Raw genomic sequence first — 16,179 nt, forward strand, 5'->3', positions numbered from 1 at the left:
TGGACAATCAGCGGCCGGAGTTGCCTGCGAGCTGCCTTCCTGGCCCGCCCCGACGGGCTCGGTGACGGCGTTCGGCGTTACAGGGCCCCAGTTAGCCGTCGATTCGTACGATTTCGTGGCGATGGCGGGCCGGCCTGGCGAGCGTCGCCGGGGGAGTTCACCGCTGTGGATAACGTGTGGACGCCGGTTCGGTGACGGGGCGCGGATCGGGTGTCGCCAGAACACCTGCCGGGGCCGGCCGCCGGGAACGCAGTAGCACCAGCAGCCCGGTGGCGGCCGTCATCGCCGCCGCGGTGACCAGGGCGCTCACGGCGATGCCGGCGAGCGTCTGCGGAACGACCGTCGCCACAGCCACGGTGTAACCGGCGGTGCCGGCCCACAGCGGCGCCGAGGGCCAGCGCGCCCCGGCGGCGACCTGCGCGTTCACCAGCACGAAGACGAGCGCGTAGAGCGCCCCGGTCGCCGCGAAGATCGGGGCGTACCCGCCGAACCCCGTGTAGGCCGCGCCCCCGGCGATCCCGAAGGCGAGTTCCCCGGCGAGCGCCGACGCCGTCACCAGCAGCACACCGAAACCGGCGACCAGTGCCAGCGCGGTGGTGAGGCTGCGCCGGTCACCTTTCGCCAGGCGGGGCAGGACGAGCACGGTGACCACCTGCGGCGCCCAGAGCGCCCCCTTTGTCAGGACGGTGCCGACGGCGTACGCCGCCGAAACGTCCGCTTCGAGGAACCGCCGGGCGAGCAGCAGATCGGCGTAGGAGACCACCAGCATGGCCAGGGTCGCCCCGCCGGCGGTGAAGACCGCCCGGACCGGCACCGCTGCCGCACTCCCCGGCCCGGTGCTCCCCGCCGCGCCGCCGTTGCGGGCCAGCTGTGCCAGCAACGGCAGGACCAGCGCGGACGCCGCCGCCCCGGCGAGCAGTGCCCCGGTCAGTCCGGCCCCGGCGAGCAGCCCCACGGCGACGCCGCCGTACCGGCCGGCGGCCAGCACCGCCATCCCCGCGGCCAGCCGCAGGAACCGCTGGTCACCCTGGAGTTCCCCGACCCACCGGCCGGCCACCACGACGCAGCATGTGATGACGCCCAATAGAGCTGTCGCGTGCGCGGGGAGCCGCAGCAGGACCGTCGCGACCGGAAGGACCACGGCGAGCGTGCCGACGGTGACGGCGACGGTGAGGCGGGTGGAGGTGGCGGCCGAGGCCGCGCCGTGTCGGGCCCGGTGCACCGCGACCGCCATCTGCAGCCCGGTGGCGGGCACGCCCAGGATGGCCCCGAGGGCCAGCAGGGTCGCCAGTGCGCTCAGCGAAGCGGGCTCCAGTTGCCGGGCGCCGATGACCGGCAGCACATACGCCAGCGCGTTGACCACCACGCCGGCCGCGGTGACGGCGAGCCCCGCCGTGCCCAGCGCCGCGAGGCGCCGGCGGCGCACCGCTTCACTCATCTTCGCCCCACGTCTGCGCTGCCGCGCCGTCTGGCCCCCGCGTACAGTCGATGCGCCGGGCTCCGCCCGGTCAGCGTAATGAGGAGGTCAACCCTGCGAGATCGGCTGTGGCTGTACGGCACCGGGCTCCTGGTCGCCGTCGCGGTCCTCGCTCCGCTGGCCGGTCCCGGCTACGTGCTCGGTTACGACATGGTCTTCGTGCCGCGGCAGCCGCTGCGCGCCGAGCTGATCGCCCCGGGGGACTCACTGCCGAGGGCGGTGCCACTCGACGCGCTGGTCTCCCTCGCCACCCAGGTCGTACCGGGCTGGCTGCTGCAACGCCTGCTCCTCGCCGGGATCCTCCTCTTCGCCGCCGTCGGCGCCGGCCGGCTGGTGCCCGGGCGACGGCGGTTGACGGTCCTTGTCGCCGCGGTCGGGTACGCCTGGACGCCCTACCTCGCCGAGCGGCTGCTGATCGGCCAGTGGGGACTGCTGCTGGCGTACGCGGCGCTGCCCTGGCTGGTGCGGGCGGCGATCGCGCTGCGGGCGGGGCAGCCGGGCGCCCTGCCCAGGCTGGTCCTCGCGGCCGTGCCCGCGGCCGTCACCCCGACCGGCGGGGTGATCGCCGCCGGGCTGACCGCGGCGCTGCTGCTGGGCCGGACCCGCCGGAGGGCGGCCGCGCTGGCGTGCGGGGCGGTGCTGCTGCTGAACGCCCCGTGGCTGGTGGCCGCGCTGGTGACCAGCGCCGACGGGCGCAGTGATCCGGCGGGGGTGCTCGCCTTCGCGGCGCGCGGTTCGGACTGGAGCGGTGTCCTCGGTTCGCTGGCGGGCACCGGTGGCATCTGGAACGCCGAGACGACCCTGCCGAGCCGGGCGTCGCTCCTGACGCCGATCGGGACGCTGGTCATCGTCGTGCTGGCGGCGTACGGCGCGCGGTTGCTGCACCGTCGCTGGCCGGGCGGGGTGGCGCTGCGGCTGGCCGGGGCGGCGGCGGCCGGGTTCCTGCTGGCCTGCGCGCCGGTGCTTCCCGGCGGTGTCGCGGCGCTGGAGTGGCTGGTGTCCGCCGTCCCCGGCGGCGGGCTGCTTCGCGACGGGCAGAAGTTCCTGATGCCGTACGCCCTGCTGCTCGCCGTCGCGGCCGCGCTCGGTGCCGAACGCCTCGCCGACCGACTGGACGCCGCGCTGCAGCGGTCACCGGCCGGGGCCTCCGACGACCGCCTCGCCGGCCGGTCGGTGCTGCTCGGCGCGTTGCTGCTGCCGGTGCTGCTGATGCCGGATCTGGCGTACGGGGCAGGCGGTCGGTTGCGTCCGGCGCAGTACCCCGCGGATTGGGATGTGGTGGCCGCGCGGGTGGCCGCGGATCCGGGTGAGGTGCTCTCCCTGCCGCTGAGCGCCTACCGGGCGTACGACTGGAACCATGGCCGCACCGTGCTGGATCCGCTGCCCCGGTACCTTGACGCGGATGTGCTCGTCGACGACACCCTGATGGTCGGGGAGTACGTCGTCAGCGGCGAGAATCCGCGGATGGCGGCGCTGCGGGCCGGGTTGGCGGCGGGGGAGCCGGTAGCGGCGACCGGGGTGCGCTGGGTGGTGGTGCAGCGGGCGTACGGCGCGGGTGTGCCGCCGGAGCAGCTCGCCGGATTGCGGACCGTGCACGCCGGACCGGATCTGATTCTGCTGTCCAACGACGCCGTGCCGGCCATCGACGGCGGTGATACGTTCTGGCCGGTGACCGGTGCGTGTGCACTGGCGCTGGCGGTTGCCCTGGTCGCAATTTCAGGTCTTCGCTGGAAGCCTACTGCGTGGTAACGTCCGCGCACCTACCCAGGAGGAGGAAGTCCCCCATGCGCAAAGCACTTCCGTTGGTTGTCGCTGGTGCGGTTGCGGTCGCGCTTGGTCTTGTCGGCTCGGCCGCGCTCGCGAACAGCTTCGGCGGCCCCACCCCCACCGAGGCCGTCAAGCAGGCCACCAAGGACGGCAGCCAGCCCTTCACCGACGAGGCCGGCAACCGTATGCTCCCCACGTTCTACGGCAGCAAGTAGGAAGCCTCCGGCACGAGGGCCGGTGCGGTCCGCGTCTGCCTCGCCACGAGGCTCGCGAACGCCGCGCCGGCCGCTGCCCAGGTGAACCGCCCCGCGTGTTGCCGAGCCGCGGCCGCCATGGTCGTCCGCAGCGCATCATCGGTCAGCAGTAGCCGCACCTTGGCGACGTAGTCGTCGAGATCCTCGGCGAGAAATCCAGTTTCGGAGTCCACGAGGGATTCCTCCACCCCGCCGGCGCCGCGGAACGCCACCGTCGGGGTTCCCAGCGCACCCGCCTCGACGATGGTCAGCCCCCAGCCCTCTTTGAGTGACGGCGTCAGGGCCACCCAGCACTCCGCGAGCAGCCGGGCCTTCTCCTCATCGGTGACGAATCCGGCGAATTCCACCTGGGCGCTGATGCCCAGTTCGGTGGCGAGTTCGCGTAGCTGCGGCTCCCACCAGCCCTGGCCGACGATCGTCATCCGCAGGCCGGGCAGCTCCTCGCTCAGGGCGGCGACCGTCTGCAGTGCCACCTCCACCTGCTTGTGCGGGACGAGGCGCCCGAGGACGACCAGGGACGGCTGCGGGGTCCGCGGCACCGGGGCGTGCAGGGCCATCTCCGGAGTGCCGTTGTGCACGACCGTCACCCGCGCCGGATCGATGCCGAGCGTCGCCAGCTCGTCCCGGGTCGCGCCGGAGACCGTCACGTACTGACAGCGGCGATAGACGCGGGGAGCGAGCCAGGACTCCACCCACCAGCCGAACCGCGCCAGCCACGGGCCGAGAACGACCGGCCACTGCTCACGGTGCACGTGGTGGACCAGCGCGATGACCGGGCACCGGGCGTAGAGGGGCGAGAGGAACGGAAGCCCGTTGCCGACGTCGACGATGAGGTCCGGCCGGCCGAGGCGCGTACGGCTCAGCGGCCCGAAGCCCAGGAAGCCGAGCAGGTAGGTCAGGGCCGCCCGGAAATAGACGGTGTGCCGGCCCCCGCCGCGCAGCACGGTGATGCCGGCGGCCGTGGTCTCCCGCGCCGGCCCGGCGGAGTGCGTCGCGCAGAAGAGCGTGGACCGGTACCCGAGGCGGACGAGTTCGGCGGCGACCCGTTCGATGTACACCTCGGACCCACCGCCCTCGGGGTTCCGCGTGTCCCGCCAGTTGAGGAACAGCACGTGCGGGTGCGGCCCAAGTGTGTCCATGTTCACCCCTACTCGCGAGTACGCTTCGCGGTCGCGTCACACTATGGGCTCGCCGTGGCGGGTGGCAATGGTTGAACGGAGACGATATGCAGCAGGAACCCGGAACCGAGGGCACCGTCGCCGGGTCCGGGGACGTCCCTCGGGTCGTCTGGCGGCTGCGCATCGTGGCGATCTGCGCCGCACTGACCGCGCTGGCGTTCCTGCAGGATCCGGGTCTGACCGCCATCGATACCAAGGTCGACCTGGCCGAGGATCCGCTGGGCTGGCTGGAGCGGGCCCTGCAGATCTGGGACCCGACCGGCACCTTCGGGCAGTTGCAGAATCAGGCGTACGGCTATCTGTGGCCGATGGGACCGTTCTTCCTGCTCGGTGACCTGATCGGCGTGCCGTCCTGGGTGGTGCAGCGGCTCTGGTGGGCGCTGGTGATGATCGTGGCCTTCACCGGTGTGGTCCGGCTCAGCGGCCGGCTCGGCATCGGCAGCCCGTGGGCCCGCCTGATCGCCGGGGTGGCTTTCGCCCTCTCACCCCGCATGCTCACCGAGCTCGGCCCGATCTCCGTCGAGGCGTGGCCCAGCGCGGTCGCGCCCTGGGTGCTGGTGCCGCTGATCGGCCTCGCCCACGGCGCCGCCATCCGACCGGCCGTGACCCGGTCGGCGATCGCGGTCGCCTGCGCCGGTGGCGTGAACGCCACCGCGGTCTTCGCCGTGGTGCCGCTCGCCGGGCTCTGGCTGCTCAGCCTGCAACCGATGCGACGGCGGCTGCAGGCACTGCTGGCCTGGGCTTTCGCCGTCCTCTGCGCCACCGCCTGGTGGCTGGTGCCGCTCTTCGTGCTCGGCCGGTACAGCCCGCCGTTCCTCGACTACATCGAGACCGCGGCCAGCACCACGGCGCCGACCGACCTGGTCAGCGTCCTGCGCGGCGCGTCGCACTGGCACGCCTACCTCAGTGGCCCGTACGGCGCCTCGTGGTCGGCGGGCTGGGAGCTGGCCACCTCCAAGATGCTGATCGCGGCGACGGTGGCCGTCGCCTGTCTCGGCCTCGCCGGACTGTCCCGTCGCGGCCTGCCCCACCGCCGGTTCCTCGTCACCGGGCTGCTGGTCGGCCTGGCCATGGTCGGGTTCGGCTACACCGGCGCTGTCAGCGGGCTCTTCAGCGGCCAGCTGCACGCCTTCCTGGACGCCGCCGGCGCGCCGCTGCGCAACGTCCACAAGTTCGACGTGGTCCTGCGCCTGCCGCTGGCCCTCGGGCTCGCGTACCTGCTGGGCCTGCTCGGGCGGGCAGCTACCGTCGGCGACGGCGACCCAAGCCGTACGCCCGCGGCCCGCTGGGTGCACCCCGCCCGGCTGCGGGCGGCGCTGGTGACCGGCACCGCGCTGATCGCCGTCGGGGTGGTGGCGACACCGGCCCTGGCCGGCGGGATGGCGGCCCAGGGCAGCTACAGCGAGGTCCCCGGCTACTGGCGGGAAGCGTCGGACTGGCTGGACGACAACCTGGAGAACGAGCACGTGCTGGTCGTCCCGGCGGCCCGGTTCCCCCGCTACCTCTGGGGCAGCCCGAGCGACGAGATCACCCAGCCGCTCCTGGAGAGCCGATGGGGCGTCCGCAGCTCCATCCCGCTGACCCCGCCGGCGACGATCCGGCTGCTCGACTCCATCGACTCGGTGCTCTCCAGCGGCACCGGATCTGCGGGCCTGGCCGACGTGCTCGCCCGCTCCGGTGTGCGCTACCTGCTGCTCCGTTCGGACCTCGACTACGGCCGCTCCGGCGCCACCCCGCCGATGGTGGCCCGGCAGGCGCTGCAGCGTTCACCCGGTCTGCGCCGCGTCACTGCGTTCGGGCCGGAAATCGGCGGTGGAAGGTTGCCGGGAGTCTTCGCCGACAATGGCTTCGACGTGCCGGTGCAGGCGCTCGAGGTCTGGGGGGTGACCCCGAAGGCGGAAGCGGTGGCCGCCTACGACGCCGCGTCGCTGACCACTGTGATCGGCGGGCCGGAGTCGATGATGTCGCTGGCCGCGGCCGGGCAGCTCCCCGCCGGGCCGACGATTCTGGCCGGCGACCGGCCGGACGGGCTGCCCGCCGGTCCGGTGACGCTCACCGACGGCTTGCGCCGCCGGGAGGTCTCCTTCGGGCTGCTGCGGGACAACGCCTCCGCGACCATGACCGCCGAGGAGGAGGGCTGGCTGGCCGCGCCGGCCCGGGACTATCTGCCCGACTGGGGAGACGAGCACAGCACCACCGCCCGGTACCTCGGCGTGCAGCGCATCCGGGCGTCCAGTTCGTGGAGCGAGGCGGAGCCGATGAGCGGCGCCCGGCCGGCCCACCAGCCGTACGCCGCGATGGACCGCGACCTGAACACCTCCTGGCGCTCCGCGCCCGGAACCAGCGCGGTGGGCCAGTGGCTGGAACTGGAGCTGACCGACCGGGAACGCATCGACACGGTGGTGGTCACCTTCGACCGGGGAACCGACTCCATCCCGACCGCGATCACCGTGGCCACCGACCGGGAGCAGGTGCGCGTCACCGAGGTCGACCAGACCGTCGAGGTGGCACTGACCGACCCGTCCCCGATCAACCGGCTGCGGATCTCCATCGACGCCGTCGTCGACGTGCGGATGGGTTTCGGCGGGGTCGGCATCGCCGAACTCTCCGTCGGGGACGTCCGGGCCGCGCGCACCCTGCTGGTGCCCCCGTCGCCGATCGTCAACCGGGCCGCCTCGGTGGTGCTCGAGGCGGCGCCGGCAAAGCCCGCCTGCTACTTCCACGACGACCGGCCGGTCTGCTCGGGCGAGCTGACGCGTCACTCCGAGGACGCCGGCCGGATCGACCGGACCCTCGATCTGCCCGGCGCCGCGCAGTACCGGCTGCGGATGTGGGCCCGGGCCTCGCCGGGCGGACCGTTGAACGCCCTGCTGGACCCCACAGGCGCGGCGGCGGTGACGCGGGGCATCGTGCCGACGGTCGTCGCCTCCAGCGAGGCGGTGCCGGACCCGGCCGCCCGCGCCGGGGTCGTCGTGGACGGCGATCCGGAAACCACCTGGTACGCCGCGAGCGACGACGCGCATCCCTGGCTGCAGCTGACCTGGCCCACCGAGCAGACGATCAGAGGGCTGCGCCTGGCCCTCTCCGACGACGCCGCGGCCGCGCGTCCGCTGGCGGTGACCGTCCTGTCCGACCAGGGCTCACGCAGCGGCATTCTCGACGAGGGTGGCAGCATCGTCTTCGAAGACCCGATGCGCGCGACCGGCATCACCGTGCTGATCACCGAGACTCAGGGCGCGCTCTCCCATGACCCGTACGTCAACCTGCCGGAGCCGCTGACGGTCGGTGTCAGCGAGGTCGCCGTCCTGCCCGAGGGCAAGGTGCGGCCGGCCGATCAGCACCAGCGGGTGCAGTTGCCCTGCGGCACCGGCCCGACCGTGAACGTCGACGGGCAGACCCGCACGACCGCGCTGGTGGCGAGCCGTCGCGAGCTGCTCGAACTGCGGGAGGTTGAGGTCGCGCTCTGTGGCGCGGACGCCGCCCGGCCGGTTCCGGCCACCTCCGGCGAGGTACGCGTCGTCGCCGTGGCGAGCACCGTCTCCGAGCCGACCCGACTGGCGCTGATCCCCCGCGGCAACAGCGACGGCACCGTCGCGGATGCCGCCGCCGAGCGTCCGGTCGAGGTGCGGCAGTGGCAGAACGCCCGGCGGCTGCTGACGCTGCAGCCCAGCACCGCCGACCAGATCGTGGTGCTGCGGGAGAACGTCAATGAAGGCTGGGAGGCGATCGCCGACGGCGTCACGCTGACGCCGTTGACCATCGACGGCTGGCAGCAGGGCTGGCTGGTGCCGGCCGGAGTCACCGAACTGGAGCTGCGGTTCGCGCCGAACAACGCGTACGTGACCGCGTTGGCCGGCGGCGCGGTGCTGCTGGGCGGCACCGGCCTGCTGGCGATGGTGCCGGGCCGCGCCAAGGCCGGGGCCATGGCGGTGAGCGTGCCGGCCCGACGGCGGCGCCCGGTGGCGGCCGCTGTCATCGGCGCGATCGCACTGCTGACGGTGGGTGGGCTGACCGCTGCGGGAGTGGCGCTGCTGGCCGCGGCGGTGTTCGTGGTCTTCGCCGCGGTGGCGCCGATTCTCGCCGAGGAGGATCGCAGGCAGCTGCGCCAGGGCCTGCGGATGGCCGGAAACTGGCTGCCACCGGCCTGTCTGGTGCTCGCCGGCTGGCTGGCGATCCGGGTCGACGACTTCCCCGGTCGCTGGGCTCAGCTCGCCGCGCTGGCCGGTATCACCGTGCTCTGGCTCTCGGTCGTGGCCGGGCGCCGTCGTGGCCAGTAGTCGTTCCACCGCTGGAAGGGACGCTCGACGAGGTAGTAGCTGAGCGCGCCGAGGATGGTCCCGCCGGCGGTGGTGAGCAGGAAGATGGTGGCCAGGCTGCCGGAGAACTCGGGCAGGTCGCCGATGAGGTAGATGCCCTCCAGCACGAAGGGGTGCCAGAGGAACATGCCGTAGGAGACGAGCCCCAGCCACCGCAGCGACCCGGCGGAGAGCACCGTCTTGGTGACGGTGGTGCGCCCGAACGCGGCCGGCAGGAAGATCAGCACCGCGATGACGGTGTAGAGCACCACCTTGAATCCGAACTGGGCGGCGGTGGGCTCGGCGAGGTCGCGGGGGCCGGCGAGCGGCGTGGTGGCCACCGCGAAGAGGGCGAGCGCCAGCGCCCAGCAGGCCAGCGGCGCGGATGCCAGGTCGTCGAGCACCCGCAACCGGGGCTGGGCGCCGGTGCTCAGCGCGACATGGGCGACCGCCATGACCATGCCCGCGCCGAACCAGAGCGCGTAGGAGGGCAGCCACATGGTGTGCAGCCCGGTGAAGAGCACGCCGAGCCCCATCAGAGTGACCCAGGCGCCGGTAGTCAGGGCCGCGCCGGCGGCGATCGCCACCGCTCGGCGTGGCTGCCAGCGCCGGCCGAGGGCCGCCCAGGCCAGCAGCGGCAGCACCGCGTAGAAGAGCACCTCGGTGGCGAGGCTCCAGGTCTGGCCGGTGCCGGCACGCAGCTGGGACGGCTGGTAGATCTGGGTGAAGGTCAGGTGCCGCACCCAGTCGCCGATCGGCGCCACCCCGTTGGGCTGCAGCACGGTCAGGCAGACCACCACCATCAACCAGTACGCGGGCAGGATCCGCAACCCCCGGCGCCAGAGATAGGCGCGGGCATCGGGACGGGGACCCCCGGTGGCGAGCTGGTACGCGTGTGGCCGGAACAGCAGGAATCCGGAGAGCACGAAGAAGATCGCGACACCGGCGTCGAGCCGGGCGAGCCAGCCGCCCCAGAACGGATCTCCCATTGTCACGCCGGTCGCGAAACCGACGTGGTGACCCACGACGGCCAGGGCGCCGACAGCGCGCAAAGAGTCCAGAGCGGGGAGTCGGTTCATGGTCCGACTCCCTATAGCTACATTCATCATCCGTCCAGGGGTCGCTTTCTTGGTTTACCAGGTAGTAACCTCCGCCACACAAGTGTAGGCATCGGACCCTTCCTGGGATACCTGCCACCTGTCGTTGGGGAGGATGAGTGAAGGCTCGTATTGGTGCCGTGCTTTTCGGCATCGGCATCGTGGCCCTGGTGCTCGCAGCCGGGCTGTACTTCTACGTGGCGCCTTCGGTGACGGCGCTGCCGTACGACCTGAAGGCATGTCCCGAGGCGCCGGCCGAACTCGGCCCTGACGACGAGGGATGCCTCAAGCCGAGCGTTGCCGAGGCCAAGGACGCCAAGTTCCTTTACACCGACGGCACGGTGGAGATCAAGACCGGTCGTCTCCTGTCGACGACCAAGGTCGTGCCGCGTCCGGATCTCACCGCGGAGCTTGAGGGCGACCTCGCCGACAAGGCCGTCGTCTGGGACGTCTGGAGCAACGGCGTGGCCCCGGACCTGGAGCCGGACGACGCGTTCCCCAACCTCGACGGGTGGCTGGCCAGCAGCTACAGCGCGTCGCTCGCACTGGACCGCAAGACCGCCGAGGCGGTCGAGTGGAACGACCAGTTCCTCGACGCGTCGGCGGCGACGTTCCCGAGCGACGAGGCAGCGGCGGCCCAGCCGGCCAGCACGGAGGTGGCGTTCAAGGGGCTGACCTACAAGTTCCCCTTCAACACTGAGAAGAAGAGCTACGAGTACTACGACCGGGACCTCGGCGCCGCGACGGAGATCAAGTACGACGGCACCGACAAGGTCGCCGGGCTCGACGTCTACCGGTTCAAGCAGGTGATCGAGAACCAGCAGCTGGTCTTCCCCGCCGACAGGCTCGCCGCACTGGCCGGCACCTTCGGTGGCGAGGGCGCGACCACCGGTGCGGTCACCTACAGCAACACCCGCACCATCTGGGTCGAGCCGGTGACCGGCAACTTCATCCGGGTCCAGGAGCAGCAGAACAAGACCTTCACCCCGGACGTCGGCGAGCCGACCGCGTTGCTCGACGGCACCTTCGTCTACACCGAGGAGACCGAGAAGAACAGCGCCGAGTCGGCCAAGGCCAGCCGTGACAAGCTGCTCCTCGTCGGCCGCACCCTGCCGATCGCCCTGACGGTGCTCGGTGCGCTGCTGGTCCTCGGCGGTCTGCTGATTGCGATGAAGCGGAGCCCCGCTCCGGCCACCAACTCCTCACGGCACCGCGCCGACCAGGACGAGACCCTCGTCAGCTGAGGCAGTAGCAGAACTTTTCCGGGACGGTCGGCGCTGCCGGCCGTCCCGGAATGCTCAGCGGTTCCAGTCCTGCTTGGCGGCGCGGACCAGCCGGTCCTTGAGCTCCCGGGTGTGCCGGCGGCTCACCGGCAGCTCCGTCTCGTCGACGAAGACGACATAGCCGGCGTTCACCAGCCGCAGTTCGGTGATCAGCCGCAGCTGGACCAGGTAGGAGCGGTGGATGCGGACGAACCCCGCGTCCCCCCACTGCTCGGCGAGCGTGGCGAGCGAGACCCGCACCAGATGGGAGCCGTCCGCGGTGTGCAGCCGGGCGTAGTCCCCCTGCGCCTCCACCCAGCGCACCGCCGAACGGGGCAGCATCCGGGTGCTCCCGGCCAGCTCCACCGGGATCGCCGGGTCCGGTTCGGCGTGCGCCGCCGCGCCCGGATGACCGGGCACCACCCGGGAACCCAGCACCCGGCGCAGCGACTCGGCGAGCCGTTCGGCGCGGACCGGTTTGCGGACGTAGTCGGTGGCCCCCAGGTCGAAGGCGTCGGCGGCGCCGTCGTCATAGGCGGTGACGAAGACGATCGCCGGCGGCCGGGCGAAGCGCCGCAGCACCCGGGCCAGCTCCATCCCGTCCAGGCCGGGCATCCGGATGTCGAGGAAGACGACGTCGACGTCGCCGTCGCGCAGCAGCCGCAGCGCCTCGGTGGCGTCCGACGCGGTGTGCAACCGGGCCACCCGGGGATCGGCCCGCAGGTGGTACGCGAGCTCGTCGAGCGCCGGCGGCTCGTCGTCGACGGCGAGCACCCGCAGAAACGGTCCGCCGGCGGTCATGCGCCGGCCCGTACGTGCGGGTGGAACTTCGGAATCCGCATGCTCACCTTCGTCCCCGATCCGATCCCGGTCTCGACCACCAGCCCGAACTGGTCACCGAAGACCGACCGTAGCCGCTCGTCGACATTGGAGAGTCCCACGTGCTGGGCGTACTCCTCCCGCTCGGCGTCGCCGGCCCGGACCCCGGCTACGCCGCTGGCCAGCGTGGCCGGATCCATGCCGACCCCGTCGTCCTCGACGGTCAGCCGGCACTCGGCGCCCTCGTCGCGCGCCGAGATGCTCACCGTGCCGACCCCCGGCTTGCGGGACAACCCGTGCCGTACGGCGTTCTCGACCAGCGGCTGCAGGCAGAGGAACGGCAGGCTCACCGGCAGCACCTCGGGGGCGATCTGCAACCGCACCTGGAGCCGGTCGCCGAACCGGGCCCGCTCGATGGTCAGGTAGCGGTCGATGGAGCGCAACTCCTCGGCGAGCGTGGTGAACTCGCCGTGGGCCCGGAACGAGTAGCGGGTGAACTCGGCGAACTCCAGGATCAGGTCCCGGGCCCGTTCGGGGTCGGTCCGCACGAACGAGGCGATCGCGGTGAGCGCGTTGTAGATGAAGTGCGGGCTGATCTGCGCTCTCAGCGCCCGGACCTCGGCGCGGGCCAGCCGTTCCCGGGAGGAGTCGAGTTCGGCGAGCGCGAGCTGCGCCCCGGCCCAGTGGGCGGTCTCCAGGGTGGCCTGCACCAGTCCGGGTGCCGGGACCTGCTCGGTGATGGCGGCGAGCGCCCCGGCCGGGGTGCCGTCCGGTCCGGCCAGCGGCGCGAGCACGGCCCCGCGGACCAGGCAGTCGACGCGGTCGCAGCGCAGCTCGGCCAGGCCGAGCACGGTGGAGCGGCCGGTGCGGATGACCCGGTCGGCGGCGGTACGCAGCTGTGCGGCGTGGTGTGCGCCGTTGCCGTCCAGGGCCAGCAGCTCCTCGCGGCCGAGGACGGCCAGCCCGGCGGCGCCGGTGAGTGCCCGCAGGTGCCGGGCGGCCTTGCCGGCCGTGGCGGGGGTCAGGCCGGTGCGCAGCGGCTCCATGGCGAGCCCGGCGGTGTGCAGGACCTCGTAGGCGGCCCGCTGTCCGGCGGTGGCGATTCCGCGCCGGCCGCGCAGCCGCAGTACCGCCCAGAGCGCGGCGGCGAGCGCCGTCACCAGCGCGGTGACCGCGACGACCGACGATCCGTTGCCCGCCACGCACCGATCATCGTCGCTGCGCCGGGCCGCGCCAAGCCCCGCCCCCGCGAGCTGTGCTCACCGGAGTGTTCGCGGGTGCCGAATCCACCCCGGCGAACCGCCCTCACCGGAGGTGTTCGCGGCGCCGAACCCGCGCCCGCGAACCGCGTCAGTAGGCGCCCTTGCGGGCCAGGACGACCCCGACGGTGCGCCAGAGAATGCTCAGGTCGTAGGCGAGCGACCAGTTGTCGACGTAGTAGAGGTCGAGCCGGACCGCCTCGTCCCAGGAGAGGTCGGAGCGTCCGGAGACCTGCCAGAGCCCGGTCATGCCGGGGCGGACCAGCAGCCGGCGGCGGACGTCGCCGAGGAAGTCGCCGTCGTCGGCGGGCAGCGGACGGGGTCCGACCAGCGACATCTCGCCGAGGAGCACGTTGATCAGCTGGGGGAGCTCGTCGAGCGAGGTGGCGCGCAGGAACCGGCCGACCGGGAAGACCCGTGGATCTTCCTTGATCTTGAAGAGCATGCCGTCGCTCTCGTTCTGGTCCACCAGTCCGGCGAGCCGTTCCTCGGCGTCGACGTACATGGTCCGGAACTTCCAGACCCGGAACGTGTGCCCCTCGTGCCCGACCCGCTTCTGCCGGAAGAAGACCGGCCCGGGGTCGGAGATCCGGATGGCGATGGCGATGGCCGCGAAGAGCGGTGCGAGCAGCAGCAGCCCCAGGCCGGCCCCGACCCGGTCCATCAGGTTCTTCATCAGCAGCGCCGGACCGGAGAGCGTCGGCTCTTCCACGTGCAGCAGCGGCAGCCCTTCGATGGGGCGGATGTGCACCCGGGGGCCGGCGATGTCGGTCAGTTGCGGGGCCACCACCAGGTCCACGCCACTGCCTTCGAGCTGCCAGGCGAGCCGGCGCAGCTCACCCGGTTCGGCGCTGGCCGAGCCGCAGACCGCGATGGTGTCGCCGCCGACCTCGCGCACCAGCGTCAGCACGTCGTGCCCGGCGTAGACCGGCACGGGCGTCTCGATCCCGCGCGCGGCCGAGTAGCCGTCGGTCAGCGCGATGGCGACCGGGATCAGGCCGGCGGAGGGGTGGCGGGTGACGGTGTTGTAGACCTCCAGCGTCTCCGGCAGCGTGCCGACCAGCACCATCCGGTGGGCGGCGTACCCGCTGCGCCGGCGCATCGAGTGCAGGACGAGCCGGGCGAACATCCGCCCGATCAGGATCAGCAGCGTGGTGCCGACCAGGGCGGTGCCGACGGTGTACCGGGAGAGCTGGGTGACGGTGGCGAAGGCGAGGAAGGAGACGCTCGCCGCGACCGTCACCGAGGCGCGGATCACCCGTTTGAACTCGTCGGGCCCCAGCCCCAGGTAGCGTCGGTCGTAGGCGCGGTTGCTCCAGAGGATCAGCACCCAGCCCAGCGGCAGCAGCAGGTACGCCACCGTGTGGAAGAAGGCCGGGTCCTCCTTGACGTCGTAGAAGCCCGAGGCCGCCTGGTCGAAGAGCGAGATGGCGATCCAGCTGCCGAGCGCCGCGGCGGCGAAGTCGAGGAAGAGCAGGACCAGGATGTACGGCCGGTGCCAGCGGGACACCCGCCGGCGGGCACGGGCCCAGACCGAACGGGGCACACCGCTGGTGGCTGACGACGGCGGCTGGATCTCGAAGCTGTCGACATGCCGCACGGTTTGGCTCCGGCCTCTGTTGGTTCCGGGGCGCTGGAGGCTAGTTGTCACCTCACCTACGTCCTCCCGCATGACACGTTCCGCTCACTGGGGGTGAGGGCCGCAACCCGAACAAGTCTTCCATGCGGGTCCCGGCACCAGCGGGACCCGAGGACAGTACGCCCTCTCGCTCCGGTCGGGATCCGGCCGGTTTCACTCCTGAAACCGGGGACCGAGCCACTATACCGATGGATTACCCGGCGGCCAGTCTCCTGTGTCGGGCGCTTCCGCCCCGGATGGCCGCTTTGGCCCAATGCAGCGAGATGGTTACTCAGCGTATCAACTTCGAGAGGCGGCGATCCGCCAGCGGCTTGCCGCCGGTCTGACAACCGGGGCAGTACTGCAGGCTGCTGTCGGCAAAGGAGACTTCGCGCACACTCTCGCCGCAGACCGGGCAGGGCAGCCCGGTACGGCCGTGCACGACCAGTCCTGACCGCTTCTCCCCCTTGAGTTCGGCGGCCCGCTGCCCCACCGAGCGGGTCACCGCGTCGGTGAGCACCCGGCGGGTCGCGGCGTACAGGGCGGCGAGCTGCTCCTCGGTGAGCCGGTCGGTGCGGGCGAACGGGGAGAGCCGCGCCGCATGCAGGATCTCGTCGGAGTAGGCGTTGCCAATGCCGGCCAGCACCTGCTGATCGGTGAGCACCCCCTTGACCTGTCCGCGGCGGGCGCGCAGCCGGTCGGCGAAGGTCGCGGCGTCCACGTCGAGCGCATCCGGCCCGAGCTTCGCCACCCCCGGAACCTGGGCCGGATCGCCCACCAGGTGGATCGCGAGTTTCTTCTGGGTGCCGGCCTCGGTCAGGTCGAAGCCGGAGCCGTCGTCGAGGCGTACCCGCAGGGCGATCGGCCCCTTGCCGGGCTTGAGCGGCGCCGCCGAGGTGAACCGCTCGCGGTAGTGCAGCCAGCCGGCCCGGGCCAGGTGCACCACCAGGTGCAGCCCGTCCAGCTCCACGTCGAGGTGCTTGCCGTGCCGCGACGCCCCGGTCACGGCGCGCCCCGCCGCGGCCGACGGCGACGGGTCGTACGTCTTCAGGGCGTTGATCGCGGCGACCTCGATCCGGTCGACACGCCGCCCGGCAGCGCGCTCGCGCAGGTAGACCGCGAGCGCTTCGACCTCCGGTAGTTCCGGCATTCA

Annotated in this window: 11 protein-coding genes; 4 read left to right on the forward strand and 7 right to left on the reverse strand. The window is 72.4% G+C overall.

The features are described from left to right. Positions 1-157 precede the first annotated feature (157 nt). A complete protein-coding gene (locus tag ACK8GG_RS16840) occupies positions 158-1,438 on the reverse strand; it encodes a polysaccharide biosynthesis protein (protein ID WP_440356756.1) in 1,281 nt (426 codons plus the stop codon). A gap of 78 nt (positions 1,439-1,516) precedes the next feature. On the opposite strand from ACK8GG_RS16840, the gene ACK8GG_RS16845 reads away from it, so the two are divergent. Together ACK8GG_RS16845 and ACK8GG_RS16850 are read left to right on the forward strand one after the other, a co-directional pair. After that, positions 1,517-3,226 carry an MmpA family trehalose lipid delivery protein gene (locus ACK8GG_RS16845; protein WP_440356757.1) on the forward strand — a complete coding sequence of 570 codons (1,710 nt, stop codon included), beginning with the start codon at positions 1,517-1,519 and terminating at the stop codon, positions 3,224-3,226. A 35-nt stretch (positions 3,227-3,261) separates the two neighbouring features. Then, the gene (locus ACK8GG_RS16850; RefSeq protein WP_440354640.1) at positions 3,262-3,459 is read left to right on the forward strand and encodes a hypothetical protein; all 198 of its coding nucleotides are present in this window, start codon (positions 3,262-3,264) and stop codon (positions 3,457-3,459) included. Here the strand turns inward: ACK8GG_RS16850 and ACK8GG_RS16855 are convergent. Beyond that, entirely contained in the window at positions 3,444-4,637 is a 1,194-nt protein-coding gene (locus ACK8GG_RS16855; RefSeq protein ID WP_440354641.1) for a glycosyltransferase family 4 protein, read from the reverse strand. The genes ACK8GG_RS16850 and ACK8GG_RS16855 overlap by 16 nt on opposite strands. An 86-nt stretch (positions 4,638-4,723) precedes the next feature. Here ACK8GG_RS16855 and ACK8GG_RS16860 point away from each other — a divergent pair, with 86 nt between their 5' ends. Beyond that, the gene (locus ACK8GG_RS16860; RefSeq protein ID WP_440354642.1) at positions 4,724-8,953 is read left to right on the forward strand and encodes an alpha-(1->3)-arabinofuranosyltransferase domain-containing protein; all 4,230 of its coding nucleotides are present in this window, start codon (positions 4,724-4,726) and stop codon (positions 8,951-8,953) included. Here the strand turns inward: ACK8GG_RS16860 and ACK8GG_RS16865 are convergent. After that, a complete protein-coding gene (locus ACK8GG_RS16865; protein ID WP_440354643.1) occupies positions 8,881-10,050 on the reverse strand; it encodes an acyltransferase family protein in 1,170 nt (389 codons plus the stop codon). The genes ACK8GG_RS16860 and ACK8GG_RS16865 overlap by 73 nt on opposite strands. A 137-nt stretch (positions 10,051-10,187) precedes the next feature. On the opposite strand from ACK8GG_RS16865, the gene pgfA reads away from it, so the two are divergent. Next, entirely contained in the window at positions 10,188-11,312 is a 1,125-nt protein-coding gene (pgfA, locus tag ACK8GG_RS16870) for a cell envelope lipid trafficking protein PgfA (protein ID WP_440354644.1), read from the forward strand. A 54-nt stretch (positions 11,313-11,366) separates the two neighbouring features. Here pgfA and ACK8GG_RS16875 read toward each other — a convergent pair whose 3' ends face one another. The 4 genes from ACK8GG_RS16875 to ACK8GG_RS16890 all read right to left on the reverse strand — a co-directional run bounded on the left by ACK8GG_RS16875 (position 11,367) and on the right by ACK8GG_RS16890 (position 16,176). Next, positions 11,367-12,131, reverse strand: a complete 765-nt coding sequence (locus ACK8GG_RS16875) for a LytR/AlgR family response regulator transcription factor (RefSeq protein WP_440351208.1) — start codon at positions 12,129-12,131, stop codon at positions 11,367-11,369. After that, positions 12,128-13,351: a sensor histidine kinase gene (locus ACK8GG_RS16880; RefSeq protein ID WP_440356758.1), complete on the reverse strand. Its 1,224-nt coding sequence runs from the start codon at positions 13,349-13,351 to the stop codon at positions 12,128-12,130. The genes ACK8GG_RS16875 and ACK8GG_RS16880 overlap by 4 nt, the downstream gene beginning before the upstream one ends. A 148-nt stretch (positions 13,352-13,499) precedes the next feature. Beyond that, positions 13,500-15,008 carry a sugar transferase gene (locus ACK8GG_RS16885; RefSeq protein WP_440356759.1) on the reverse strand — a complete coding sequence of 503 codons (1,509 nt, stop codon included), beginning with the start codon at positions 15,006-15,008 and terminating at the stop codon, positions 13,500-13,502. Positions 15,009-15,318: 310 nt separating this feature from the next. After that, positions 15,319-16,176, reverse strand: coding sequence for an Fpg/Nei family DNA glycosylase (locus ACK8GG_RS16890; protein WP_440356760.1), 858 nt, complete (start codon positions 16,174-16,176; stop codon positions 15,319-15,321). Positions 16,177-16,179 lie beyond the last annotated feature (3 nt).

It is taken from the genome of Melissospora conviva, assembly GCF_049523535.1.
Classification (GTDB): Bacteria; Actinomycetota; Actinomycetes; order Mycobacteriales; family Micromonosporaceae; genus Melissospora; species Melissospora conviva.

Coding starts and splice junctions, on each gene's coding strand:
- ACK8GG_RS16845 (WP_440356757.1), top strand. CDS start 1,517: ATGAGGAGGTCAACCCTGCGAGATCGGCTGTGGCTGTACGGCACCGGG.
- ACK8GG_RS16860 (WP_440354642.1), top strand. CDS start 4,724: ATGCAGCAGGAACCCGGAACCGAGGGCACCGTCGCCGGGTCCGGGGAC.
- ACK8GG_RS16850 (WP_440354640.1), top strand. CDS start 3,262: ATGCGCAAAGCACTTCCGTTGGTTGTCGCTGGTGCGGTTGCGGTCGCG.
- ACK8GG_RS16840 (WP_440356756.1), bottom strand. CDS start 1,438: ATGAGTGAAGCGGTGCGCCGCCGGCGCCTCGCGGCGCTGGGCACGGCG.
- ACK8GG_RS16865 (WP_440354643.1), bottom strand. CDS start 10,050: ATGAACCGACTCCCCGCTCTGGACTCTTTGCGCGCTGTCGGCGCCCTG.
- ACK8GG_RS16890 (WP_440356760.1), bottom strand. CDS start 16,176: ATGCCGGAACTACCGGAGGTCGAAGCGCTCGCGGTCTACCTGCGCGAG.
- ACK8GG_RS16875 (WP_440351208.1), bottom strand. CDS start 12,131: ATGACCGCCGGCGGACCGTTTCTGCGGGTGCTCGCCGTCGACGACGAG.
- ACK8GG_RS16855 (WP_440354641.1), bottom strand. CDS start 4,637: ATGGACACACTTGGGCCGCACCCGCACGTGCTGTTCCTCAACTGGCGG.